Origin of the sequence: Streptomyces sp. PTY087I2 (assembly GCF_001687325.1) — a bacterium.
Taxonomy (GTDB): domain Bacteria; phylum Actinomycetota; class Actinomycetes; order Streptomycetales; family Streptomycetaceae; genus Streptomyces.
This window is the reverse complement of record NZ_LZRD01000020.1, coordinates 1-24,884: the sequence shown is the minus strand read 5'-3', so window position 1 is coordinate 24,884 and position 24,884 is coordinate 1. Positions and strand designations below refer to the sequence as shown.

The following is a 24,884-nucleotide window of genomic DNA, read 5'->3' as shown; positions in this document are numbered from 1 at the left end:
TGCCGGACGGTGACGGCGGGGAGAAGAGGGCGGAGGAGGAGAAGCGGGAGAAGTCTGGAGAGTTGTGAGGTTTGCCCCTACCGTGCGCCCCGAGTTTTCACCCGAGTCTTCAACGGTGTGCGGTCGTGCGCCCCGAGGCTTGCGGTGTGGTGCGGTGCGGGAGGGGCGATGACGGTGACGTCGATGCGGAGGCGGGGAGCCGGGCGAGGGTGGGGGGTGTTGGCCGGTGTGCGTGGCCGGGGACGTGGGGTGTTGGCCGGGGTGCGTGGCCCCGGCCGTGGTGGTTCCTATCTTCTTGCCCGTGGGCTCTGGGTGTCCGCCGAAGTCGTCGTCACCCTTGGTCTCGTCCTGCTTCTCTTCGTCGTCCATCAGCTCTGGTGGACCAACCGCGAGGCCCGCGCCGACGCCGGCCGTGCCGTCCAGAGCCTTCAGCGGGAGTGGGACGAGCCTCCCGCCGAGCCCGCCCCCGTCCCCGCCCCGGGTGGTCGTGAGGGCGCGCTCGACGCGGGGCCTCGTCCTTCGGCCTCCGGTCGTGGGGCCGAGGCCGACCCGGCCGCCCGGCCCCGTACCGCCGCCCCGCGCTGGGACCAGGCGTACGCCGTCCTCCGCATCCCCCGGATCGGGCTCACCGTCCCCGTCGCCGAGGGCACCAGCAAGGGCGGGGTGCTCGACCGGGGGTACGTCGGGCACTACACCCGTACCGCACAGGCCGGGCAGGCCGGGAACTTCGCGCTCGCCGGGCACCGCAACACCCACGGCGAACCCTTCCGGCGCATCGACCGGTTGCGCGGCGGTGACCGGATCACCGTCGAGACCCGGGACGCCGTCTACACGTACACCGTCGGCAAACGCCTCGCCCGCACCGCACCCTCCGACAGCGGCGTCATCGCGCCCGTGCCGCGCAGCAACATCACCACCTCCGTCGGCTACGGCGAGCCCGGCTACTACCTCACCCTCACCACCTGCACCCCCGAGTTCAGCTCCCGCTACCGCCTCGTCGTCTGGGGGAAGCTCACCGCCATGCGACCCCGCTGACGGTCCTGGGAACCTGAAGGCCGCTCCGGCGCATCGTGTATAACGAAAGAGTGCCGTTCACTCCTATCGGTGGCACATCGCAGAACGTTTACGAGGAAGCGGAGGTGTACAGCGTGCGGGACACCAACCCCCTGCGCCGCGCCTTCGCCCGGCTGCTCCGGCCCGCCGGACTCCTTCTCCTCTTCCTCACCGAGATCCTCCTCGCCGAAGGCGGCAGCCTTTCCGCCGCCGTCGCGCTCGCCGCCACCGCCGCGGCCGGTTCCGCCCTCCTCGCCTGCGCCGTCATCAGCGCCCGCAGCGCGCCCCCGGTGCCCCGCACCCGGGTCCGTACGGCCATCAGAGACCGCGAGCGGCGCACCGCGTTCCTTCCGCAACGCGACCCCGACGCCCGCGGCCGCACCAGGCCCCGCGCGCCCGGGCATGCCCTCCTGACGGCCGCCGCGTAGCGCACCTCCGCCTCTCCGCACCACCTTTCGTACGTGTCGTACGCGCGGTGGGTCCCCGCGCCGGTCGTCCTGCCGCCGAGCAACCACCCCGTACCTCCCGGCACGACGAGACCCCCGGAGGGCTCACCCATGTCCGCCTTCATGTCCGCTTTCGCGAGCCTGGTCGGCTCCCTCGCCGACCTGCTCCAGCCGCTCTTCCAGACCGCGTCCACCGCCGCCGCGATCATCCTGTTCACCGCGCTCGTCCGGCTCGCCGTCCACCCGCTCTCCCGGGCCGCCGCACGCGGGCAGAAGGCCCGCAGCCGGCTCCAGCCGCAGATCGCCGAGATCAGGAAGAAGCACGGCAAGAATCCTGAGCGGATGCAGAAGGCGATCATGGAGCTGCACGCCGCCGAGAAGGTGTCGCCGCTCTCCGGCTGCCTGCCGAGCCTGCTCCAGATGCCCGCGTTCTTCCTGCTCTACCACCTGTTCTCCAGCAGCTCGATCGGCGGCGAGCCCAACGCGCTGCTCAGCCACGATCTGCTCGGCGCACCGCTCGGCGGGCGCTGGCACGACGCGCTCGCGCACGGCGGGATGTTCGGCGGGCAGGGGCTGGTCTACCTGGGGCTCTTCGTGATCGTCGCCGCCGTCGCCACGTTCAATTACGGACGCACCAAGCGGCAGATGGCCGCCAACCCGATGACACCCGCCGCCGGCCCGGACGGACAGCCCGTGCCCGGTATGGGCGCGATGACCAGGCTCATGCCGCTGCTGTCCTTCTTCACCCTGATCACCGTGGCCGTCGTCCCGCTGGCCGCCGCCCTGTACGTCGTCACCACGACCACCTGGACCGCCGTCGAGCGGGCGTGGCTCTACCGCGACATGCCCGTCGCCGGTGGCGCCATGGCCACCGCGGCGTAATCGGCGCGGCCGATGCGCCGGTCCAGTGTGTGAACGAGGTCTTGCGGAGTGATCCGATCTCTTGGACGATCAGCCAAGCCCCTCGGCGGCCGCACCCCGCCGGCGGGCTCTCCACCTCGATCAAGAGGAGTTGGACCGTTGAAGCTGCTTCGAGTCGGTACGGCGGGCGCCGAGCGCCCCGCACTTCTCGACCGCGACGGGACTCTGCGTGATCTGTCGGGAATCGTCCCCGACATCGACGGCGAACTGCTCGCCGACGCCTCCGCGCTCGCCCGCGTACGGGCGGCCGCCGAGACCCCCGCTGTGCTGCCCGCCCTGGATGCGACGGGGCTGCGGATCGGTCCGCCGCTGGGGCGCATCGGCAAGATCGTGTGCATCGGGCTGAACTACCACGACCACGCCGCCGAGACGGGCGCGCAGATCCCGGCCGAGCCGATCCTCTTCTTCAAAGCCCCCGACACCGTCGTCGGGCCCGACGACACCGTCCTCGTACCGCGCGGCAGCCGCAAGACCGACTGGGAGGTCGAGCTCGCCGTCGTCATCGGGCGCACCGCCCGCTATCTGGAGTCGGCGGAGGAGGGCCTCGCACACATCGCCGGGTACGCCACCGCCCACGACGTCTCCGAGCGCGAGTTCCAGATCGAGCGCGGCGGCACCTGGGACAAGGGCAAGAACTGCGAGACGTTCAACCCGCTGGGGCCCTGGCTGGTCACCGCCGACGAGGTCCCCGACCCGCAGGCCCTGCCGCTGCGCCTCTGGGTCAACGGCGAGCTGAAGCAGAACGGCACCACGGCCGAGCAGATCTTCCCGGTCGGCGAGGTCGTCCGCTACCTCAGCCACTTCATGACCCTCTACCCCGGCGACATCATCAACACCGGTACGCCCGCCGGGGTCGCCATGGGGCAGCCCGAGCCCAAGCCGTACCTGAAGGCGGGCGATGTGGTGGAGCTGGAGGTGGAAGGGCTCGGCCGGCAGCGGCAGGAGCTGAAGGGCGCGTAGCCGGGGGAGGGGGTGCCGTCGGCCTGCGTACGGCCGTCGCCCTGCGTACGTACGAGGCGGTGCTCTGCGTACGTATGTGACGGCGCCCCCCGCCTGCAATCCTCAAGCCCCCGGCGTCGCCGCGAACTGTTCCAGCGCCTCGACCACCATCGCGTGGTCCTCCGCCTGCGGCAGCCCGGACACCGTGACCGTGCCGATCACGCCCGCGCCCGCCACCGCGATCGGGAACGAACCGCCGTGCGCGGCGTACGTGTCCGGGTCCAGGCGGGACGACTCCTCGAACGTCGTGCCCTTCGCGCGGAAGCGGGTGCCCACCAGGTACGAGCTCTCGCCGTACCGCTCGACCACCTTCCGCTTGCGGTCGATCCACGCGTCGTTGTCCGCGCTCGAACCCGGCAGCGCCGCGTGGAACAGCTGCTGCGCCCCGCGCCGGATGTCGATCGCGACCGGCGCGTGCCGCTCCCGGGCCAGCTCGACCAGCAGGCTGCCCAGCGCGAACGCGTCGTCGTGGGAGAAGCGCGGGAGGGTGAGCCGGCGCTCCTGGGCGATCAGCTCGGAGATGGTGGGGGAGGTGGTCGTCATGCGCGCCGCTCCTCTTCGTCGGGGTGGGGGAGAAGGGTGACCGAGACGCCTTCGCGCGCCGAGCGGCGGGCCGCTTCCAGGACGTCCAGGGCCGCGGCCGCCTGGAGCGCGGTGACCGGGTTGGCGCCGGTGCCGCGGATCGCGGCGGCGACGGCGGCGTAGTACGCGGGGTAGTCGCCGGGCAGCGTACGGACCGGGGTGCCGCCGCCGGTCAGCGGGGACTCGCCGGAGCCGATGCGGCCCCACAGCTCCTCCACCTCCTCGCCCCACGGCCGGCCGGCCGCCGGGCGCAGCCCCTCGCGCAGGGCCGCCTCCTGCGGGTCCAGGCCGTACTTCACATAGCCCGCCGCCGAGCCGAGCACCCGGAAGCGCGGGCCGAGCTGGGCCGTGGTGGCGCTGACGTACAGATGCGAGCGGACCCCGTTCGCGTGCGTGATCGCGATGAACGTGTCGTCGTCCGCCGCCGCACCCGGACGCCGTACGTCGGACTCCGCGTACACCTGGACGGCCGGGCCGAACAGCACCAGCGCCTGGTCGACGACATGGCTGCCCAGGTCGTACAGCAGACCGCCGATCTCGTCCGGGTCGCCCGACTCGCGCCAGCCGCCCTTCAGCTGCGGCCGCCAGCGCTCGAACCGGGACTCGAAGCGCTGCACCTCACCCAGCTCGCCGTCGGCGATCAGCGCGGCCAGGGTGCGGAAGTCGTTGTCCCAGCGGCGGTTCTGGAAGACCGAGAGCAGCAGCCCGCGCTCCTCGGCGAGGGCCGCCAGCTCGCGCGCCTCGGCGGCGGTCCCGGCGATCGGCTTGTCCACGACGACGGGGAGACCGGCCTTGAGCGCGGCCGTAGCCAGCGGGACATGCGTCCTGTTCGGGGAGGCGATCACGACCAGGTCCAGCTCGTCCGCGCGCTCCCACAGCTCGTCCGGCGAGGCGGCGAACCGGAGGTCCGGATACGCGGCGCGGGCCTCCGCCCGGCGCTCCTCGTTCGCCGTGACGACCGTGTCGAGGACCAGGCCTTCGGTCGCGGAGACCAGCGGGGCGTGGAAGACGGAGCCGGCCAGTCCGTAACCGACGAGGGCGACGCGGAGCGGGGCGTCGATGGCGCCGGTGACGTTGGAGGCGGCGGGGGCGTTGGGGGTCATGCGATCCACTTAAGCAACGCTGTTGCCAAAGTGCAAGCGACCGGCACAATGGGACGGTGAAGAGGAGTGAGCCGTGAACGGGAGCCGCACGAGGACCCAGGCCGGGGTCAACCTGCCGGCCCTGCGCCACCACAACGCCGCGCTGGTGCTGGACCTGCTGCGCGCGGCCGGTGCGGAGGGCATCAGCCGGCTGGAGCTCGCCGAGGGCACCGGCCTCACCCCGCAGGCCGTCAGCAAGATCACCGCCCGGCTGCGCGAGGACGGGCTCGCCGTCGGCGCGGGCCTGCGCCCCTCCACCGGCGGCAAACCGCGTACGGTGCTGCGCCTCGTCCCCGACGCCCAGTTCGCCGTCGGCCTGCACCTGGACCGCGACGGGCTCACCGCCGTCCTCGTCGATCTCGCCGGCCGGCCGGTCGCGGTCACCACCGCCCCGCTCGACCTCGGTGCTCCGGCGGAGCGGGTCCTCGCGGACGCCGCCGACGCCGTACGGGACCTGAGCGCGGCCGAACCGCACAAGCCGGTGCTCGGGGTGGGCGTCGCGGTGCCCGGACCGCTCGACCACCGGGACGGCGTCCTGCACCGGGTCACCGGATTCCCGCAGTGGGACGGGTACCCGCTGCGTGCAGCCCTCGCCGAGCGGACCGGGCTGCCGGTGGTCCTGGACAAGGACACCAACGCCGCCGCCCTGACCCTTTCGCTGAGTGAACCGCCGGGCGACTTCGCCTACCTCCACCTCGGTACGGGGCTGGGAGCCGGCCTGGTCCTCGGCGGCGAGGTGCACCGGGGGGCGCGGACGGGGGCCGGTGAGTTCGGGCACCAGACCCTCCAGCTGGACGGCCCGCTGTGCGGCTGCGGCGGGCGCGGCTGCATCGAGGCCCTGTGCCTGGCCGCCGAGGCGCGCGGCGACCGGGGCGAGGCGGCCCGGGTGCTGGGCACAGGCGCGGCGAACCTGGTCGGCCTGCTCGACATCGACCGGGTCGTCCTGGGTGGCCGGACGGTGGCGGCCGACGAGGACGCGTACGTACGGGGCGTCCGGGCCGTGATCGAGGAGCGGGCCGCCCGGGGCGGGGCGGGCGCGGGCGTGACCGTCACGGTCGCCGGGGGCGGGGACCGGCCGGTCGCGGAGGGCGCGGCGCAGCTGGTGCTCGCGCCGGTGTTCGGGCGGGTGGGGGAGCGGGGGTAGGGCCTCGTCGGGTCCCGCTCCGGCCTGGCCGGTTCCCGTCCCGGGTCTGGCCGGTTGCCACTCCGGGTCTGGCCGGTTGCCACTCCGGGCCTGGCCGGTTGCCACTCCGGGCCTGGCCGGTTGCCGCTCCGGGCCTGGCGGAGTCCCGCTCCGGGCCTCGCCGGCTCCCGCCCCAAGCCTCGTCGGCTGTCGCCCCTGTCGCCCTGTCGCCCCTGTCGTTCCAGGGAGGTGCAGTCGGGTGATCCTATTAATCGTGTCGGCATGTCGACTCTCTGAGTTCGCGCGCGCGTGATGACGTCGGAGGTCACCACCGGCGGCCCCCGCCAGGGCCCCGGTCGTCCGCGAGCAGCGAAGGGTGACCCTCCCCATGCCCCCCAACTCCTCCGCGCGGCTGCGTGACGCCCGTGCGCTGGCCGCCCTCGGGCTGGCCGCCGGGATCACGGTGCCCGCCGCGCTCCTGGGCGGTCCGCAGGCCGCCGCCCTGCAACCCGCCCCCGCACCCGCCTCCTTAGCCGCAGCCGCAGACGTACGCCTTACGGACGCACGCGCCGCAGCCGTGAACGCCGACGACGAGCAGCCCGTGTGCGGGGACCCGAAGGCCAAGGACTTCCCCATCGAGACCCGGATCAAGGACGCCCCGGACCGGTACGCCTCCGGTGGCGGCTACGGCACCTGGTACCTCGACCTCACCAACACCACCGACACGTCCTGCCAGGCCCTGCACCCGGTCCTCGTGCTCGCCGACCGCGACCGCAGGCTGACGTCGGACCAGATCCAGCTGGAGTTCTCCGAGCCCGGCAACCCGGAGAAGGAGCACCGGGTCACCTGGGAGACCACCGACCGCGACGAGCAGGTCGGCGTCTTCGGCGACCCGTTCCCCGGGGTCACCGTTCCCGCCGGGGAGACCGTCTCCGTACGCGTCCGGATGGCCTTCACCTCCGACACCGCCCCCGGCCCGGTCACCGCGCACGTGGCCGTCGTCCAGCGCCACCGGGACCGGGCGAAGGGCGGCGGACGCGAGGACGGCGAGTGGGTGGGGGAGTCGAAGGACTACCCCTTCGTGATCGTCGACGGTGCCACGGGCGGCATCCGCGAGCCGGACGGCCCGCGCACCGAGCGCCCCGACCCGGGGCGCACCGCCCCCGGCACCGGCACCCGCACCGAACGGCCCGGCGATCCCGACCGCCTCCGTACGGACGACGGCCCCGGTCTCCGTACGGACGCCCCCGGTACGGGCCGGGACCCGGCCCCGGACGGTGACTCCAGCTCCGGTCCGCCGACCCGGCCGGGCACAGGGGAGGGGGAGGGGGAGGGAGGCGACGGCGGCAAGGAGAGCCCCGGGCTGCCGGCTCGCGACGGACTCGGCCGCCCGCTCCCCGAACTCGCCCGCACCGGACCGGCGTCGACGGCCTGGACCGGGGCCGCCGCCGGGGCGTTCCTGCTGGCCGGGGCCGCCCTGCTCCGGCACGCCCGCCGGGCCCGCCGCAGGGGGCACTGAGCCGGAGGCCCCGGGCGGTGGGCCACCGCCCGGCGGACTGAGCCGGCGGGACTCCGGGGCGGCGGCCCGCCGCAGGGGGCACTGAGGGCTGAGCCGCAGGGACGCGCCTGGCGGTACGGGGTCGTGGCCCCGTACCGCCCCCGTTCACCCGCGTCTGCCACCATCGGGCGGTGGACTACCCGAACGACCAGGCACCTGGCGCACCGATCCGCTCCGGCATCCCCGAGCACGGCCGTATCCCGAAGTACTACGCGGTCAAGGCCCGCATCGCGGTCCTGCTGGACGAACTGGGCGAGGGCGGACTCCTGCCCACCGAGCGGGAGCTCGCCCAGCTGCACGAGGTCTCGCGCGAGACCGTCCGCCAGGCCCTGCGCGAACTCCTCCTGGAAGGGCGGCTGCGCCGGCAGGGGCGCGGCACCGTCGTCGCCGGGCCCAAGCTGGAGCAGCCGCTCTCGCTCGCCAGCTACACCGAGGGCGTCCGCCGCCAGGGCCTGCGGCCCGGGCGCAACCTCATCGGCCTCGACCGCTTCCCCTGCCCCGAAGTGCTCGCCGCCGAGGTAGGCGTCGGGCGGGGCGAGCCGGTCTGGCACCTGGAGCGGGTGCTGCTCGCCGACGACGAGCGCGTCGGCCTGGAGAGCACGTACGTCGCCGTCGCCCGAGTCCCGCACCTGGACACGGAGTTCGACCCGGACTCCTCCTTCTACGCCTACCTCCGCGACTCCCTCGGGATCGCCTTCGGCGACGCCGACGAGCGGATCGAGACCGTGCTCGCTACCCCCCGCGAGGCCCTGCTCATCGGGACCCCGCCCGCCCTGCCGATGCTCCTGATCCACCGCCTCTCCCGGGACACCGACGGCCGGCCGCTGGAGCGCGTGCGCACGCTGTTCCGGGGCGACCGGTTCTCCTTCTCCGCCCATCTGCGGGGCGAAGGGCAGGGCTGAGGCGAAGGGCGGGGCTGAGGCGGGGGCCGGCTCGCCGCCCGCCGCGCACCCCACCCTTTCGGTCACGGAAAGATAACGGGTCTGGTCCAAACTTGCGGGGTCGTTCACCGTCCCGTCGACGACCGGACGCGTCCGGGACACCCGCCCCCAGGAGCGTGGCCGACGTGAGAGTCATCGTCGTAGGAGCCGGCGTGGTGGGAACCATGCACGCCTGGCACGCAGTCAGCCGCGGCCACGAGGTCGTACAGATCGAGCGCGAGAGCGAGGCGCGCGGGGCATCGCTCCGCAATTTCGGACAGATATGGATCAGCGGCCGGGCCGGTGGCGAGGAGCTGGAAACCGCCCTGCGCGCCCGTGAGTTGTGGGAGTCCGTCGGCGAGCGGGTGCCCGGGCTCGGCTTCCGCGCCTGCGGTTCGCTCACCCCGCTGCGTACCGCACGCGAGGTCGCCGTCGCCGAGGCGGCCGCCGCCAGGCCCGACGCGGCGGCGCGCGGCTACAAGCTGCTCACCGCCGACGAGGCCCGCGCGGTCAACCCGGCCCTGCGCGGGGAGTTCACCGCCGCCCTGTGGTGCGAGCGGGACGCGGCCGTAGAGCCCCGCACCGCCCAACTCGCCCTCAAGCAAGAGCTGCTGGCCTCCGGGCGGTACACCTACCTCGGCGGCCGTGAGGTCCGCGAGGTCGTCGGGACCGCATCCGTGCGCGACGACCACGGGGACGTCCACACGGGCGACGCCGTCATCCTCGCCACCGGCGCCTGGCTCGGCGGGCTCGTCCGCGAACTCGCCGGGCCCGAACTGCCCGTGCGCCGCGTCCGCCTCCAGATGATGCAGACCGACCCGCTCGGCGAACCCCTCACCACCTCCGTCGCCGACGCCGACAGCTTCCGCTACTACCCCGCCTACCGGGGCGAGGCGCTCGACGCCCTCAACGCCGGACAGGCCCAGGACCCCGTCGCCGCCGAGCACCGCATGCAGCTCCTCATGGTGCAGCGCCGCGACGGCGGGCTGACCATCGGCGACACCCACGAGTACGAGCACCCCTTCGCCTTCGACACCGTCGAGGAGCCGTACGAGCACCTCACCCGGGTCGTCGAGGCCTTCCTCGGCCGCCCGCTGCCGCGTATCCGCCACCGCTGGGCGGGCGTCTACGCCCAGTGCACCGACACCGCACGCGTCGTCCACCGGCAGCAGGTGCGCGACGGGGTCTGGCTCGTCACCGGACCCGGCGGGCGCGGCATGACGTGCTCGCCCGCCATCGCCGAAACGACCGCCGACCAACTGGGCTGGTGAACCACATGACTTCCCCGACCGATACGACGCCCCCGACCGCCATCACCCGCGACCCCTACAACCTCGTCGTCCTCGACATGGCCGGCACCACCGTCGCCGACGGCGGCCTCGTCGAGCAGGCCTTCTCCGCCGCCGCCCAACGCCTCGGCGTACGACCCGGATCCGACGAGCATGATCGCCAACTCGCCTACGTACGCGCCACCATGGGCGAGTCGAAGATCTCCGTCTTCCGGCATCTGTTCGATGACGAGGACCGGGCGCAGTACGCCAACACCGCCTTCGAGGAGGCGTACGGGGAACTCGTCGACGGCGGCCGCATCGCCCCGCTCCCCGGCGCCCGCGAGGCCGTCGAGCGGCTCACCGCCGAAGGCCGTACCGTCGTCCTGACCACCGGCTTCGCCCGCACCACCCAGGACGCCATCCTCGCCGCCCTCGGCTGGCAGGACCTCGTCCCGCTCACCCTCTGCCCCGCCGACGCGGGCGGCCGGGGCCGGCCCTTCCCGGACATGGTGCTGGCCGCCTTCCTGCGCACCGGGGCCGTGGCCGACGTCCGCCGGACCGTGGTGGCCGGCGACACCTCGTACGACATGCTCAGCGGCGTACGCTCCGGCGCCGGGATCGTCGCCGGGGTCCTCACCGGCGCCCACGACAAGGACCAGCTCGCCCGGCACGGCGCGACCCACGTCCTCGGGTCCGTCGCCGAACTGCCGGACCTCATCGCGCGGGCCGAGGCATGAGCGCACCCGCCCCCGGCGCAGCCCCCGCCCCCGCCCCCAGCGGCATCCGCTTCGACGGCGTCACCGTCTCCTACGGCGGCACCGTCGTCCTCGACCGGCTCGACCTCACCGTCGAACCCGGCGAGGTGATGGCCCTCCTCGGGCCCTCCGGCTCGGGCAAGACCACCGCCCTGCGCGCCGTCGCCGGGTTCGTCCGGCCCGCCGCCGGGCGGGTGTTCCTCGGTGGCCGGGACGTCACCCAACTCCCGCCCCACCGAAGGGGCATCGGCATGGTCGTCCAGAGTTACGCCCTCTTCCCGCACCTCAAGGTCAAGGACAACGTGGCCTTCGGGCTCAAGGCCCACCGCACCCCGAAGGCCGAGATCCCCGGCCGGGTCACCGAGGCCCTGGAACTCGTCGGCATGGCCGCGTACGCGGAGCGCCACCCCCGCGAACTCTCCGGCGGCCAGCAGCAGCGCGTCGCGATCGCCCGCGCGCTGGCCATCCGGCCCGGGGTGCTGCTCCTGGACGAACCGCTCTCCGCCCTCGACGCCCGCCTCCGCTCCGGAATGCTCGCCGAACTGGCCCGGCTCCACCGCGAGTTGCCGGACGTCTCCATCCTGTACGTCACCCACGACCAGGTCGAGGCGCTCACCCTCGCCGACCGGATCGCCGTCATGGACCGCTCCCGGCTCCAGGACTGCGGCACCCCCGAAGAGCTCTACCGCCGACCCCGTACGGAGTTCACCGCCTCGTTCGTCGGGAACGCCAACCTCCTCCCGGTGACGGTCACGGGCGACGGCACGGTGGACCTCGACGACCACCCCCTCGCCGTTCCCACGGACACCGCCGCTCCCGGCGCCACCGCCACCCTCTGCGTCCGGCCGCACCTGGTCGGCCTCGGCGACGGGCCCAACGCGCTCACCGGCAGCGTCACCGAGGTCCAGTGGCGCGGCTCCACCCACCGTGTCCACGCCGACGTCGACGGCCACCGCGTCATGGCCGACCTCCGCGAACTGCGCGAGCCCCCGGCCATCGGCGACCCCGTCACCCTGCACTTCGCCACCGAGGACGCGGTACTGCTCCCGGCGGGAGCGGGGGCGGGGGCCGGAGACCCGGCGGGGGTCGGCCCATGACCGCCACCAAAGCCGCCACAGCCACCACAGCCCCCGCGGCCACGGCCGGCGCCACCTCAGCCACCAAAGCCGCCCCCGGCCCTACCCCCACCCCCGCCCGCTCCCGTGCCGTCCCCGCCTGGGTCTGGGCGCTGCCGCCCGTCGCCGTCCTCGCCCTCGCGTTCCTCTACCCGCTGGCCCTCGTCGGCCGGCAGTCCGTCACCCCGGACGACGGCGGCGGCGTCTCCCTCGACCCGTACGCCGAGGTCTTCGCCTCCGAGGTCTTCCGCGACGCGCTCACCACCACCGTGTGGCTCGCCGTCGGATCGACCGTGGGCTGCCTGGTCCTCGGGTTCGTCCTCGCGCTGGTCATCGCGTTCGTCCCGTTCCCCGGCGGGAAGGCGGTCGCCCGGTTCGTCGACGTCTTCCTCTCCTTCCCGTCCTTCCTCATCACGCTCGCCCTGCTCTTCATCTACGGCTCGGTCGGCATGGCCAACGGGCTGTGGACCGACGTCACCGGGGCGGCCGACGGGCCCTTCCACTTCCTGACCACCCCCTGGGGCGTCCTGCTCGCGGAGATCACCTACTTCACGCCGTTCGTGATGCGCCCGCTGCTCGCCGCGTTCTCCCAACTCGACACCGGGCAGCTGGAAGTGGCCTCCTCGCTCGGCGCCGGGCCGGTCCGGATCGTCCGGCAGGTGATCCTGCCCGAGGCGCTTCCCGCGCTCGCGGCGGGCGGCAGCCTCGTGCTGGTGATGTGCCTCAACGAGTTCGGGATCGTCCTGTTCACCGGGGCGAAGGACGTCACCACGCTGCCGATGCTCGTCTACAGCAAGGCGATCCTGGAGTCGGACTACCCGGCCGCCTGTGTCGTCGCCGTCGTCAACATCGCGATCTCCGTGGGCCTTTACGGCCTCTACCGGGTGGTGAGCCGTCGTGCTGGTGCATAGCCGGGCCGGGAAGTGGGCCACCTGGGCCGTCTTCCTGCTCCTCTTCGTCCCGCTGTTCGCGGTGCCGCTGCTCGTCATCCTCGCCGCGTCCCTCGCCACCAACTGGTCCGGGGCCTTCCCCTCCGGGCCCACCGTCGAGCGCTATGCCACCGCCACGAGCGGCGACTCGCTCCAGGCGCTGACCACCAGCCTGGTCACGGCTCTCGCCGCGAGCGTGCTGGCCCTCACCCTCGGCGGCTGGGCCGCGCTCGCCGCAGCCTCTCTCCGTACCCGCGGAAAGCGGCTCCTGGACGCCCTGTTCATCCTGCCGGTCGCCGTGCCCTCGGTGGTCGTCGGACTCGCGGTGCTGGTGGCCTACAGCCAACCGCCCGTGCTGCTCAACGGGACGCGGTGGATCGTGATCCTCGCCCACACCGTCCTGGTCACCGCGTTCGCGTACCAGTCGGTCGCCGCCGCCGTACGCCGACTCGACCCGATGTACGAACAGGCCGCCGCCGGTCTCGGCGCGAGCCCCGCACGGGTTCTGTGGCGGGTGAAGCTGCCGCTCCTGCTGCCCTCGCTCACCTCGGCCGTCGGGCTCTGCTTCGCCCTGTCCATGGGGGAGTTGAGCGCCACGATGATGCTCTACCCGCCGGACTGGACCCCGTTGCCCGTGCAGATCTTCGCCGCCACCGACCGGGGCTCGCTCTTCACCGGCGCCGCCCTCGCCGTGGTCCTGATGACGTCGACGCTCCTCGTCCTGGCCGCCGTCTCCCGCATCCGGACCCGCGCCTCCTACCGCTGATCCCCACCACCTCCCCGGAGAAATCCCATGAACAACCCTGCCCGCATCCCCGCCCGCATCCCCGCCCGCACCCTCGCCCTCCCCCTGGCCGCACTCACCGCCCTCACCCTCACCGCCTGCGGCGGCTCCTCCGCCGCGTCCGACGAGAAGTCCGTCACCGTCTACAGCGCCGACGGCCTCAAGGGCGAGAACGGCGACGGCTGGTACGACAAGGTCTTCAAGGACTTCGAGAAGCAGACCGGCATCAAGGTGAAGTACGTCGAGGGCGGCTCCGGCGAGATGGTGCAGCGCGCCGCCCGCGAGAAGTCCAACACCCAGGCCGACGTGCTCGTCACCCTCCCGCCCTTCATCCAGCAGGCCGACAAGAAGGGGCTGTTGACCGCGTACGAGCCCAAGGGCGCCGACCAGGTCGACGGCGCCGACCGGGCGGCCGACGGCAAGTGGACCTCCGTCGTGAACAACTACTTCGGCTTCATCCACAACAAGAAGGAGCTGAAGGACCCGCCGCGCACTTGGGAGGAGCTGCTCGACCCTTCGTACAAGGAGAAGGTCCAGTACTCCACCCCCGGTGTCGCGGGCGACGGCACCGCCGTCCTCATCAAGGCCATGCACGACTTCGGCGGGCAGGAGCCGGCCATGGCGTACCTGAAGAAGCTCCAGACCAACAACGTCGGCCCGTCCGCCTCCACCGGCAAGCTCGCCCCCAAGGTCGACAAGGGTGAACTCCTCGTCGCCAACGGGGACGTCCAGATGAACTTCGCCCAGTCCAAGGACATGCCCAACCTCGCCATCTGGTTCCCCGCCAAGGGCGACGGAAAGCCCACCAGCTTCGCTCTGCCGTACGCGGCCGGGCTCGTCGCGAAGGCCCCGCACAGCGAGAACGGCAAGAAGCTGCTCGACTTCATGCTCTCCGAGCAGGCCCAGCGCGACGTCAGCGCGATCGGCGGGGGCTTCGCCGCCCGCAAGGACGTCAAGGCCACCGACGCCAACGCCGTCCGACTGGCCGGGCTGATGGAGGGCGTGGAGATCTTCGAGCCCGACTGGGCGGACATCGGCGCCAACCTGGACACGTACATCGACGCCTGGAAGTCGGCCACCGGAAGCTGACCGGCCACCTCTCGGCCACGGATTCCTGCGAAAGTCTGGACCCGGCCCGGATATCTCGTAAGAGTAACGGGTCTGGTCCAGACGGACGTTCATCTCCAGCCCGCTCGACCCGCCCCCCCATCGGAGGATCACGTGTCCCGGTCCCTGTCCTCACCCGTCTCCCGGCGCTCCGTACTCGCCACCACCGCCGCCGCGGCCACGGCCGCCGCCGTCGCCCCGCTCGCCACCGCCACCTCCGCGTACGCCGCGCCCACGCTCCCGAACGGCACCAGCAAGGACAAGGTGCTCGTCGTCGGCATGGACGGGCTGCGCCACGACGTCATCGCCGCCGCCGACGCCCCGCACCTGAAGTCGATGATGGCGAACGGGACGTACGGCACCTCCCTGCTGTACGCCAACCCGATGGCCGCCACCTCCTCGGGCCCCGGCTGGTCGACGATCTCCACCGGCGTCTGGCCCGACAAGCACGGCGTCAAGGAGAACTCCTTCGCCGGGAAGAACTACACGCAGTACCCCGGCTTCCTCGCCCGCCTCGCCCAGGTCCGCCCCCAGCTCTCCACCTACGCCGCCGTCGACTGGAAGCCCCTGGACGCCCAGGGCACCGTCACCCCGGGCGCCGACGCCAAGCTCGTCCTCGACGGCGACCGCGACGGCTACACCGGGCACGACGCCACCATCGCCGCCGAGACCGAGTCGATCCTCCGCGACCAGAACCCGGACGTGCTCTTCGTCTACTTCGGCCAGACCGACATCGCCGGCCACAACTCCGGTGCCGCCAGCGCCGCCTACCGCCAGGCCATCGCCGTCCAGGACGGCTACCTCGGCCGCCTCCTGACCGCGATCCGGGCCCGTCCCTCGTACGCCACCGAACGCTGGACGATCATCGTCGCCACCGACCACGGCCACACCGACTCCGGCGGCCACGGCGGCAGCGCCATCGAGGAACGCCGCACCTTCGTCCTCGCCCAGGGCCCCGGCATCGCGGCCGGCGCCCGCCCCGCCGACACCCGGCTCGTGGACGTCGCCGCCACCGTCTTCAAGCAGCTCGGCATCGTCCCCGACCCGGCCTGGGGCCTGGACGGCAAGCCGATCCAGGAGCGCTCCACCGACCCGTTCGAATCCCTCCACCCCGCCCTGTCCGCCCGCGTCGACGAGACCGGCATCCCGGCGGACGTCCTCGGCTGGACCCACACCGCGCCCAGCGGCTGGTCCGTCGTGAACTCCGCGATGGGCACCGGCGGCGTCACCGAATGGCGCGGCTGGTCCTTCGCCACCGACGAGTTCTGGAGCCGCAGCCAGCGCGACCAGTCCCGTGAACTGAACGTCCGCTCGCGCGGCGTCTTCGCGGTTGCCGACTCCGACGAGTGGGACGACAAGGCGTCCTCCGGACCGTACGACTCCACGCTCGTCACCCCGGCGTACGCCGTCGCGGGCAAGTCCACCGTGACCCTCGGCCTCACCACCCTCTACCGGCAGGAGGGCAGCCAGACCGCCCGGATCCTCGCCTCCTGGAACGGCGGAACGCCCGTCGAGGTGAAGCGCTACACCTCCGACGTGATCTCCCAGCCCCAGTCGCTGACCCTGAACGTCCCGTCCGGGGCCGCCAACGTGAGCTTCCGGTTCCACTACACCGGCAGCAACAACTGGTACTGGGTGATCGACGGGGTCACAGTCACCGCCTCCTAATTATGCTGGGGGTGCACGGACGGCGTGGTCCGGGCACCCCCAGCACGCAGTGCGTACGGCAGGAGTCCCGACACATGGCAGAGCGCAAGCCCATCACTTCCTGGCTCACCGACATGGACGGCGTCCTCATCCACGAGGGCACCCCCATCCCCGGCGCCGATGCCTTCATCAAGCGGCTGCGGGATTCCGGGCTGCCCTTCCTCGTCCTCACCAACAACTCCATCTACACCGCGCGCGACCTGCACGCCCGCCTCCAGCGCATGGGCCTGGACGTGCCCGTGGAGAACATCTGGACCTCCGCGCTCGCCACCGCCCAGTTCCTCGACGACCAGCGCCCCGGCGGCACGGCGTACGTCATCGGCGAGGCCGGCCTCACCACCGCCCTGCACGACATCGGGTACGTCCTCACCGACCACGACCCGGACTACGTGGTGCTCGGCGAGACCCGTACGTACAGCTTCGAGGCGCTCACCAAGGCGATCCGGCTGATCAACGCGGGCGCCCGGTTCATCTGCACCAACCCCGACGAGACCGGCCCGTCCGCCGAGGGCCCGCTGCCCGCCACCGGCTCCGTCGCCGCCCTCATCACCAAGGCCACCGGCAAGGACCCCTACTTCGCGGGCAAGCCCAACCCCCTGATGATGCGGACCGGCCTCAACGCCATCGGCGCGCACTCCGAGACCAGCGCCATGATCGGCGACCGGATGGACACCGACGTCCTGGCGGGCCTGGAAGCGGGCATGCAGACCTTCCTCGTGCTCACCGGACTCACCACCGTCGCCGACGTCGACCGCTACCCGTTCGGCCCGTCCCACGTCGTCGAGTCCATCGCCGACCTGGTCGACCTCATCGACCTGCCGGACCAGGCCGACCAGGCGGAGAAGCCCGCCCCGGCCGAACGCGGCTGACCTGCGCGGAGCGCATCCGCGGTCGCCCGAATGGGGGACTGCGGATGCGGGCCGCCGCCGCAGCCGTGAACCTTCCCGTAGGAGGTTCACGATGCGTTCCATACCCCTCACGTTCTGTGCCGCGGCGGCGGCCGCGCTCATAGCCGTACCCGCCCCCGTCGCGCTGGCCGCCCCGGCCGGGGACGACGACCGGCGCACCGGCACCGTCTCCATCACCCCGTCCACGATCGCCCCGGGCGGGCAGGTGGAACTGTGGGTCGACGTCTGCGGCAAGGGCCGCCGGGCCAAGGGCAACTCCGACGCCTTCACCTCGGTCGCCCACTTCCGCCCGGCCGACGACAAAGGCCTCTTCGCCGAGGCCCGGATCCGGTCCGACGCCGAACCCCGCTCCTACGACGTCTGGGTGACGTGCGAGGACAGCGACGGCAAGGCCACCGGCACCCTCACCGTCATCCACCACAACCGGCCCTCGCCCGCCGCACCCGTCAAGGCGGGCGGCGGAGGCACCGCCACCCTCGCCGAACGGTCCGCCGAGGGCCAGGGCCCCGGCACCCGGCACGCGGTGACCGGCCTGGTGCTCGCCGCCGTCGCGGCCGTCGCCGTCGCCCTGCGCAGCTCGCGCCGGCGTCGCGGCCCGGCCGGCAGCTGACATGGCGGCCCCGGACCGCCCGGCAGGCAACGGGCGACTGCTCACCGGAGTGACCTGGGCCGTGCTGCTGCTCGGTCTGTGGCTCTGGGGCAAGGAGGCCGGCGGCGGGCTCGGCGGTCTGTCGGGCCCCACCACCGGCGACGTGGCCGCGGTCGGCCGTCCCTTCGGGGCCTCGCTGCCCCCGGCGCACGAGCCGCTCGACGGGGCCGCCCCCGAGCGCGTCGAGGTCCCCTCCGTCGGGATCGAGGCCCCCGTCATCGCACGCGGCCTCGACCGCGACGGGGCCATCGACCCGCCCCCGTACGGGATGCCGAGGACCGCCGGCTGGTACGGCGACGGCACCCGGCCCGGAGCGAAGGGCACGGCCCTGTTCGTCGGCCATGTCGACACCGACACCAAGCCCGCCGTCTTCTACGGGCTCAGCGCGGTGAAGCCGGGCGCCCGCATCGACGTCGCCCGGACCGACGGCAGCGTCGCCGAGTTCACCGTGGACGACGTCCAACTCGTCACCCGCGAACGCTTCGACGCGCAGAAGGCGTACGGGCCCCGCGAGGACGGCCGGGCCGAACTGCGGCTGATCACCTGCGGCGGTACGTACGACCACGAGACCCGCTCCTACACGGCGAACGTGGTGGTCTCCGCCTACCTCACCGGCGCGCGGGACGCGGCAAAGGATCCCGGGGAGCGCGTCCAGGCGGTGGCCCACGGCCCGGCGGCCCACGGCCGCGGCTGACCCGGCAGGCTCATCGGCTCAACCCGGCCCGGCGTGGCCGCCTCTCACGGGGCGCGCCCGCCGGGCCGGTCCTCGACCGCGTGCGCCCGGCCGCGGGAGTCGCCCGGCGCGGTACGGGAGGTCGGTGCGGTGGGAAAGCCCCGGCCCTCGCCACTGTAGGGGGACCGGCCGGGCGGATGACCGGCTTTCGAACAGGATGTCCGGAACCGGTGCCCGGGTGCGTGCGTTGTACGGGTGCAAGCGTGGACGCCCGGCCGCTGTGCCAGGATGGATCGGACCGGCAGCACATCGGTGCAACCAGTGATGAACAGTGCAGGCAGTGCACCCAAGGGGGAGTGGATGTACGGCAGTTACACCGGCCGGTCCCGGACGCGCAGGCGCGTGGCGGGCCTGCGGACGACCGGTACGGCGGCGGCGCTCGGGGCGGCCCTGCTGCTGGCGGGCTGCTCCGGCGACGGGGACGGCGGCGACAAGAAGAGCGCGCCGACCGTCGAACAGCAGCCCAAGGACAAGGACCCGTACTGGGTCAACCCCGACGGCAACGCGGCCCGCCAGGTCGCCGCGTACACGAAGGACGGCGACGACGAGAAGGCGGCGCTGATCCGGAAGATCGCGCAGCAGCCCGTCGGCGAGTGGGTCACCCCGGACAACCCGGAGTCCCAGGTGCGGGGCATCACCGAGGCCGCCGCCGCTGCCGACCGGGACGCCCTGCTCGTCCTCTACAACATCCCCCACCGCGACTGCGGCCAGTTCTCCAAGGGCGGCGCCGCCGACGGCAACGCCTACCGCTCCTGGCTGGACGGTGTCGCCAAGGGCATCGGGGACCGCAGCGCGACCGTGATCCTGGAGCCGGACGCCCTGCTCCACCTGGTCGACGGCTGCACACCCCAGGAGTTCCACGAGGAGCGCTACGACCTCCTCAAGGGCGCCATCCAGCGGCTGAAGCAGCAGCCCGCCACCAAGGTCTACCTGGACGCGGGCAATGCCGGCTGGCAGTCGCCCGACGCGCTGTTCCAGCCGCTCCAGCGGGCCGGGATCGCCGAGGCCGACGGCTTCTCGCTCAACGTCTCCAACTTCCAGACGACGGCCGTCTCCACGGAGTTCGGCAAGAAGCTGTCGGAGAAGATCGGCAACAAGCCCTTCGTCATCGACACCAGCCGCAACGGCAACGGCCCCTACACCGGCGGCGACCCGGCCGAGAGCTGGTGCAACCCCCCGGGCCGCGCCCTGGGCGAGGCCCCGACCACGAAGACGGGCGACGAGCTGGTCGACGCCTATCTGTGGATCAAGCGCCCCGGCGAGTCCGACGGCGACTGCAAGGGCGGCCCCAAGGCCGGCGACTGGTGGCCGGAGTACGCCCTGGGCCTGGCCGGCGCCACGAAGTAGCGGAAACGACCGAAGGCCGCGCGCCGGGAGATCAGCTCTCCCGGCGCGCGGCCTTCGCCGTGTGCGTACGCGCTCGCGCCCCTACTCGGGCACCTCCACCCACATGCCCTCGGACGGGGTGCCCTGGTCGTCGGTGACGAACAGCATGTACCAGCCGGCCGGCACCAGCGCCGGGTTGTCCGGCACCGTGACGGTGATCCCGTCCTTCGACTTCTTCATCTCCAGCGCGATCGTGCGCTGATCGGTGTCGGTGACATGGGTGACCGCCGAGGGCCGCATCAGCTTCGCCGAGGTGATCTTCGAGGCGTGCTGCGTGGTGAACAGGCCCGTGGAGCCACGCTCGATCTTCTTCGGCCCGGCCGTCAGCTCCGGCCGGGAGTCCCGGTAGAGGTAGGGCGGGGTGTAGATCTCGATGCGCTGTTCGAAGACGCCGGGCCGCGTGTTGGCCTTGTCGGAGAAGAGCGAGTCCGAACCGAAGATCATGACCCGGCCGTCCGGCAGCAGCACCGAACCCGAGTGGTAGTTCCGGCCGACCGCCGGGTCCGCGACCTTCTTGTACGTGTCGGTCTTCGCGTCGTACAGCCGGGCCTGGAGCACGTCCGAGCCGCCGCGCCCCCGGTAGTCGCTGGAGCCGCCGGTGACCAGCAGCGAGTCGTCGGGCAGCAGGGAGGCGCTGGGGTAGCGGGTGCCCTCGGAGAGGGACGCGCCGTCGGTGAACTTCGGGTTCTTCTGCTGGAGGTCGACCAGCCGGGACTTCTCGCTGGCCTTCTCCGACTCGCCGACGCCGCCGCCGCCGATCACCATGAACTTCTCGTCCTGGGCCGGGGGCAGCCGCACGGTGGCGGAGGTCTCCATCTGGTCCGGGTCGCTGAGCCCGGGGATCTTCGTGAACTTGTTCGTCGCGAGGTCCCAGACGCCCGGGTCGCGGCCCACGTCCGCCGGACCGTATCCGGCGTTGGAGCCGGAGTAGAACAGCTTGCCGTCGTTCAGCAGGAAGACCGCCGGGTAGGTGGGGAACTTCCGGACGATGCCGGTGTACTCCCACTCCTTGGTCGCCGGGTCGTAGATCTCGTCCTTGCCGGGGACGATCTGCCCGATCTCGTCCAGCCCCGACAGGGCGAGGACCTTGCCGTCCTCCAGCGTCGTCAGGGTCGGGTACCAGCGGGCCTCGTTCATCGGGTCGACGGGTATGTACTTCTCCGCGACCGGGTCGAACTCGAAGGCCTCCTTGATCCCCTGGAAGTCCTTCTTGTCCAGGGCCAGCTTCTGCGCGATGCCGTAGACGTTGCGGGTGTCCGAGCCGGTCAGGCCCGCCACCCGGTAGTTGTCCTCGGTGCCGGTCTCGTACTTCTTGCCGGTCTTCTGCGCCTCGACGTAGATCCGGCCGAGGCCGGGGTCGTTACGGAGGAACGCGCCGGTCTCCTTGTCGAAGACCTTGGTGGCCTTCTCGACCAGGATCGGGTCCTTGGAGACGAACGTCTTGCCGTTCTTCTTCCCCGTGAACCGGGTGCCCGCGGGCAGGGTGATCGGCTTGTCCGGGTCCTCGTTGTGGACGATCATCAGGCCGCCGGCCTTGGTGACATCGCCCTGGAGCTTCTCGTACCGCTTGGTGCCGCCGGCTATGAGGAGCTTGCCGTCGGGCAGCTGTGTGTGCCCGGCGCAGAACATGTCCTTGGGGGTGGCGATGTCCTTGAAGACGTTCGTCTTCGGGTCCCACAGCACCGAGCGGAAGCTCTTCGCGTCGAAGTTCTTCTGGTTGTTCCCGGAGCCCGCGACGAGCAGCACCTTGCCGGTGTGCAGCAGCGCCGCGTGGATCGTGTTGATCCGGTGCTCGGAGGGCACGTCCAGGAAGTCCCAGTGGCCGTTGGCCGCCTTGTACTCCGGCTGGTTGATCTTGTACTCGTGGTAGCGCTCGGTGCTGAAGCGGTACAGCCACGGCCCGTTCGCCCCCGCGAGCGCGAGAACCACCGCCGTACTGATCGCCAGGCGGCGGGTACGGCGGCTCGGACGGTACTTCATTTCTTACGTCCCCCAAGGGCGATCTGAGCGATCTGCATGGTCTGGTCGTTGCCCGGCGCACCGGGCAGGGGCTGGGGCCTCGGCTCGGGGGCCGGCCCGCCGCTGCGGTGCGATCCTCCGCCCGACCGGCGTTTCTTCTTCTCGGCGCGGATCGTGTACCGCCAGCCGATGATCGGCGCCGCGGTGATGAGCAGCGCCAGGGTGGCCCAGGTGACCATCGCGGGGTGGCTGTGGCCGAGAAAGAAGGAGGAGATCATCGAGGCGCCGAAGACGACGATGAAGAACAGATGGATGCGGAAGGTGCCGAAGAGGGTGTCCGGGCTGGACGAGTCGCCCTTGGGGGTCACCACGAACGAGCTCTTGCGGCGCAGCACCGCGTCCATCAGCGAGCGGGCGTAGATCGGCGCGGAGAGCGCGGACATCACCATGCCGGCCAGACCGCCGGAGCCCTCGGGCTCGTGCGGCGAGACGTTGTGGCGGCGGTTCCAGATGTACAGGCCGATCTGGAGCGCGGAGGCGTTGCCGTACAGCATCATCCAGATCGTCGGGTCGATCTGGACACCGGAGGCGCCCATGCCGAGGAAGAGCGCGCAGCTGAGCGCCGCGAGGATCCAGTTCAGCGCCGACATCGGGTAGAAGATGATCATCATCGTGTAGTTGAAGAGCTTGCCGGGCGGCATGGACCCGAAGCCCTTCCAGAACTGGCCGATGATCGTCTCGTACGTGCCCCGCGACCAGCGCAGCTGCTGGGTGAAGAAGTCCGTCCACGCGGTCGGGCCCTCGCCGACGGCGAGTACGTCCGGGGTGTAGACCGAGCGCCACTTCTTGCCCGTGGCGGGGTTGCGGTGGCGGTGGATCTCGAAGCCGGTGGCCATGTCCTCGGTGATCGAGTCGTACAGACCGCCGATCTGCTTGAGCGCCGAGATACGGACCGCGTTGCTGGTGCCGACGAACATGGGGGCGCCGTAGCGGTTGCCCGCGCGCTGGATGAGCGCGTGGAAGAGGAACTGCTGCGACTCGGCGGCCTTGGTGACGAAGGTGTCGTAGTTGCCGTAGACCTGCGGGCCGATGACGAAGCCGACGTCCGGGTCGCGGAAGTAGCCGAGCATCCGCTCCAGGTAGTTCGGCAGCGGGATGTGGTCGGTGTCGACCGAGGCGAAGAAGTCGTAGTCGCCGCCGTGCGCGTCCAGCCAGGCGTTGTAGTTGCCGTGCTTGGTCTTGGCGCGGTGCGGGCCCTTGGCCTGGTTCCAGTGGGCGACGCCCTTGCGGGAGAAGTGGTGCACGCCGAGCCGGGCGCAGACCTCCTTGACCGCCGGGTCGTCGCCCTCGTCCAGCAGCCAGACGTGCATCAGACCGCGGTGGCGGATCCTGACGGCCGCCTCCAGGGTCTTCGTCACCATCTCCAGCGGCTCCTTGCCGGGGACGAAGGAGGTGAGGAAGGCGACCTTGGTGCCGGACTCCGGGACCACGGGGACCGGGTCGCGGGCGACGAGGGTGGCGTGCGCGTTGGAGAGGACGTTCATCGTGCGGAACAGCTCGATCAGACCGATCGAGACGAGCATGATCACGTCGAGAACGAGCAGCAGGTCGTTGTCGAGGTTCGGATCGCGGTCGGTCCAGTGGCTCGGCTGCATCAGCCAGGCGAAGAGACCGAGCGAGACGAGGGGAGCCGCGCCGAGCAGGAGCGCCGCGCGCACGCGGTGCGGCTCCTGCGAGATGAGCGAGCGGTACTGGACCTTGTACGGCTTGCCCGCGGGGGGCTGCGTCAGCGGCCCGGCGAGCCGGCTGTAGTGCTCGTAGTCGTAGCGGGGCAGCTCTTTCCTGGCACGCCGCCGCGCCGCGCCGGCCCGCAGCTGCGCCGGTATCCGGAGCTGCGTCGTCCGGGAAGCGTCGTTCTCCTGCCGGTCGCCTGGCGGCGTCGACGTCATGGGTACATCCCCCCGCACGCACACGGGTGCGTGCCTGTTCGGTCTCGTCGTGCGCGGTGGGCCCCGTTCTTCACCGGGCACGCACACGGTGGCAAGCCACCGTTCCCACAGACATGGATCGGCAGCCTTCCGGTTGCATGATGCCCCCTCGGTGTCCGCCCCCGAGCGGGACCCCCACCCCGCGGCACGGACAACCGGAACGTCACGCTCTGCTGTGCCAACTGTACGGATCGGCACCCCTCTTGGTGCCCCGTCGGGCCCCCAGACAGATTGTCCGACACCGAACGGGATCGCAAGGGTGAAACAGACTGTTTACCGGTCATACGCACGATTTGGCCCCAGGTTGTGGAGGGGGTGTGACGAAGTGCGTATACGCGCTCGTACGCCTGGTGTCGCCGGATGCCGGACGGGGAATGATCAAAGCCCCCTCACGGAACGTGAGGGGGCTTTGACTGTGCGTGCGCCGTCAGGGACTCGAACCCCGGACCCGCTGATTAAGAGTCAGCTGCTCTAACCAACTGAGCTAACGGCGCCTGCTGACCTGGAGAACTCTACCCGACGCGCCGGGGTGCTCCGAACCATTTACCGGCCGCCACGCCCCGTCAGATAGTCGTTTTTTTCCTTTGTTCCGTCAAAATGCGATATGTCAGGAGAGTTTAAGACGCCGACGTCCGTTGCGGCTGCGCCCAAAGATCTTGACGAATGACGAGTGCGGAGGGGAATCGCATGACTGTTCCGGTCTTCGAGGAGTACGAACCCGCCATCGACTGCGGATGCGCGGGATGCGCGGTACGGCGGCGCTCCGCCGCGCGGGCCCTGCCGGTGCGGCGCGGCGGCCACCCCGCCGCGCACGGAGCGCGGCGCGCCCTGGTGCTGGCCACGGCCGCC

Annotated in this window: 22 protein-coding genes and 1 tRNA gene; 18 read left to right on the top strand and 5 right to left on the bottom strand. The window is 72.0% G+C overall.

Annotated features, from left to right (window positions below):
* Nucleotides 1–312: 312 nt before the first annotated feature.
* From A3Q37_RS22460 to A3Q37_RS22445, 4 genes are all read left to right on the top strand, one after another.
* Nucleotides 313–1,035, top strand: coding sequence for a class E sortase (locus A3Q37_RS22460; RefSeq protein WP_079137928.1), 723 nt, complete (start codon nt 313–315; stop codon nt 1,033–1,035).
* A gap of 113 nt (nt 1,036–1,148) precedes the next feature.
* Nucleotides 1,149–1,481, top strand: coding sequence for a DUF6412 domain-containing protein (locus A3Q37_RS22455; protein ID WP_065487538.1), 333 nt, complete (start codon nt 1,149–1,151; stop codon nt 1,479–1,481).
* 129 nt (nt 1,482–1,610) lie between these two features.
* Nucleotides 1,611–2,381 carry a YidC/Oxa1 family membrane protein insertase gene (locus A3Q37_RS22450; RefSeq protein WP_065487434.1) on the top strand — a complete coding sequence of 257 codons (771 nt, stop codon included), beginning with the start codon at nt 1,611–1,613 and terminating at the stop codon, nt 2,379–2,381.
* A gap of 138 nt (nt 2,382–2,519) precedes the next feature.
* Nucleotides 2,520–3,380 carry a fumarylacetoacetate hydrolase family protein gene (locus A3Q37_RS22445; protein WP_065487433.1) on the top strand — a complete coding sequence of 287 codons (861 nt, stop codon included), beginning with the start codon at nt 2,520–2,522 and terminating at the stop codon, nt 3,378–3,380.
* A gap of 102 nt (nt 3,381–3,482) precedes the next feature.
* Here the strand turns inward: A3Q37_RS22445 and A3Q37_RS22440 are convergent, their stop codons facing one another.
* Together A3Q37_RS22440 and A3Q37_RS22435 are read right to left on the bottom strand one after the other, a co-directional pair.
* Nucleotides 3,483–3,962 carry a heme-degrading domain-containing protein gene (locus tag A3Q37_RS22440; protein WP_065487432.1) on the bottom strand — a complete coding sequence of 160 codons (480 nt, stop codon included), beginning with the start codon at nt 3,960–3,962 and terminating at the stop codon, nt 3,483–3,485.
* On the bottom strand, nt 3,959–5,104 hold the full coding sequence (locus A3Q37_RS22435) for a Gfo/Idh/MocA family oxidoreductase (protein ID WP_065487431.1): 1,146 nt from the start codon (nt 5,102–5,104) through the stop codon (nt 3,959–3,961). Before A3Q37_RS22435 ends, A3Q37_RS22440 begins: the two co-directional genes overlap by 4 nt.
* A gap of 73 nt (nt 5,105–5,177) precedes the next feature.
* On the opposite strand from A3Q37_RS22435, the gene A3Q37_RS22430 reads away from it, so the two are divergent.
* From A3Q37_RS22430 to A3Q37_RS22365, 14 genes are all read left to right on the top strand, one after another.
* Nucleotides 5,178–6,287 (top strand): ROK family transcriptional regulator, encoded by a 1,110-nt coding sequence (locus A3Q37_RS22430; protein ID WP_065487430.1) that lies wholly within the window; start codon nt 5,178–5,180, stop codon nt 6,285–6,287.
* A gap of 367 nt (nt 6,288–6,654) precedes the next feature.
* Nucleotides 6,655–7,785, top strand: a complete 1,131-nt coding sequence (locus tag A3Q37_RS22425; RefSeq protein WP_065487429.1) for a peptidase — start codon at nt 6,655–6,657, stop codon at nt 7,783–7,785.
* 170 nt (nt 7,786–7,955) lie between these two features.
* The gene (locus tag A3Q37_RS22420; RefSeq protein ID WP_065487428.1) at nt 7,956–8,726 is read left to right on the top strand and encodes a GntR family transcriptional regulator; all 771 of its coding nucleotides are present in this window, start codon (nt 7,956–7,958) and stop codon (nt 8,724–8,726) included.
* 164 nt (nt 8,727–8,890) lie between these two features.
* Nucleotides 8,891–10,015 carry a TIGR03364 family FAD-dependent oxidoreductase gene (locus A3Q37_RS22415; RefSeq protein WP_065487537.1) on the top strand — a complete coding sequence of 375 codons (1,125 nt, stop codon included), beginning with the start codon at nt 8,891–8,893 and terminating at the stop codon, nt 10,013–10,015.
* A gap of 5 nt (nt 10,016–10,020) precedes the next feature.
* Nucleotides 10,021–10,752 carry a phosphonatase-like hydrolase gene (locus A3Q37_RS22410; RefSeq protein WP_065487427.1) on the top strand — a complete coding sequence of 244 codons (732 nt, stop codon included), beginning with the start codon at nt 10,021–10,023 and terminating at the stop codon, nt 10,750–10,752.
* Nucleotides 10,749–11,867, top strand: coding sequence for an ABC transporter ATP-binding protein (locus tag A3Q37_RS22405; RefSeq protein WP_065487426.1), 1,119 nt, complete (start codon nt 10,749–10,751; stop codon nt 11,865–11,867). The genes A3Q37_RS22410 and A3Q37_RS22405 overlap by 4 nt, the downstream gene beginning before the upstream one ends.
* Entirely contained in the window at nt 11,864–12,796 is a 933-nt protein-coding gene (locus A3Q37_RS22400) for a 2-aminoethylphosphonate ABC transporter permease subunit (RefSeq protein WP_065487425.1), read from the top strand. Before A3Q37_RS22405 ends, A3Q37_RS22400 begins: the two co-directional genes overlap by 4 nt.
* Nucleotides 12,783–13,580, top strand: coding sequence for an ABC transporter permease (locus A3Q37_RS22395; protein ID WP_065487424.1), 798 nt, complete (start codon nt 12,783–12,785; stop codon nt 13,578–13,580). Before A3Q37_RS22400 ends, A3Q37_RS22395 begins: the two co-directional genes overlap by 14 nt.
* Nucleotides 13,581–13,607: 27 nt before the next feature.
* On the top strand, nt 13,608–14,687 hold the full coding sequence (locus A3Q37_RS22390; RefSeq protein WP_065487423.1) for a 2-aminoethylphosphonate ABC transporter substrate-binding protein: 1,080 nt from the start codon (nt 13,608–13,610) through the stop codon (nt 14,685–14,687).
* Between the two features lie 144 nt (nt 14,688–14,831).
* On the top strand, nt 14,832–16,373 hold the full coding sequence (locus A3Q37_RS22385) for an alkaline phosphatase family protein (protein ID WP_065487536.1): 1,542 nt from the start codon (nt 14,832–14,834) through the stop codon (nt 16,371–16,373).
* Between the two features lie 74 nt (nt 16,374–16,447).
* Nucleotides 16,448–17,281 carry an HAD-IIA family hydrolase gene (locus tag A3Q37_RS22380; protein WP_065487422.1) on the top strand — a complete coding sequence of 278 codons (834 nt, stop codon included), beginning with the start codon at nt 16,448–16,450 and terminating at the stop codon, nt 17,279–17,281.
* 91 nt (nt 17,282–17,372) lie between these two features.
* Nucleotides 17,373–17,930, top strand: a complete 558-nt coding sequence (locus A3Q37_RS22375; RefSeq protein ID WP_065487421.1) for a hypothetical protein — start codon at nt 17,373–17,375, stop codon at nt 17,928–17,930.
* Nucleotide 17,931: 1 nt separating this feature from the next.
* Nucleotides 17,932–18,663: a class F sortase gene (locus A3Q37_RS22370; RefSeq protein WP_065487420.1), complete on the top strand. Its 732-nt coding sequence runs from the start codon at nt 17,932–17,934 to the stop codon at nt 18,661–18,663.
* 339 nt (nt 18,664–19,002) lie between these two features.
* Nucleotides 19,003–20,049, top strand: a complete 1,047-nt coding sequence (locus A3Q37_RS22365) for a glycoside hydrolase family 6 protein (protein WP_065487419.1) — start codon at nt 19,003–19,005, stop codon at nt 20,047–20,049.
* Between the two features lie 81 nt (nt 20,050–20,130).
* On the opposite strand, the gene A3Q37_RS22360 is transcribed toward A3Q37_RS22365, so the two are convergent.
* The 3 genes from A3Q37_RS22360 to A3Q37_RS22350 all read right to left on the bottom strand — a co-directional run bounded on the left by A3Q37_RS22360 (nt 20,131) and on the right by A3Q37_RS22350 (nt 24,529).
* On the bottom strand, nt 20,131–22,068 hold the full coding sequence (locus A3Q37_RS22360) for a kelch motif-containing protein (protein WP_065487418.1): 1,938 nt from the start codon (nt 22,066–22,068) through the stop codon (nt 20,131–20,133).
* The gene (locus A3Q37_RS22355; RefSeq protein WP_065487417.1) at nt 22,065–23,996 is read right to left on the bottom strand and encodes a glycosyltransferase family 2 protein; all 1,932 of its coding nucleotides are present in this window, start codon (nt 23,994–23,996) and stop codon (nt 22,065–22,067) included. Before A3Q37_RS22355 ends, A3Q37_RS22360 begins: the two co-directional genes overlap by 4 nt.
* A gap of 459 nt (nt 23,997–24,455) precedes the next feature.
* Nucleotides 24,456–24,529: transfer RNA gene (locus A3Q37_RS22350), tRNA-Lys, on the bottom strand.
* Nucleotides 24,530–24,884 lie beyond the last annotated feature (355 nt).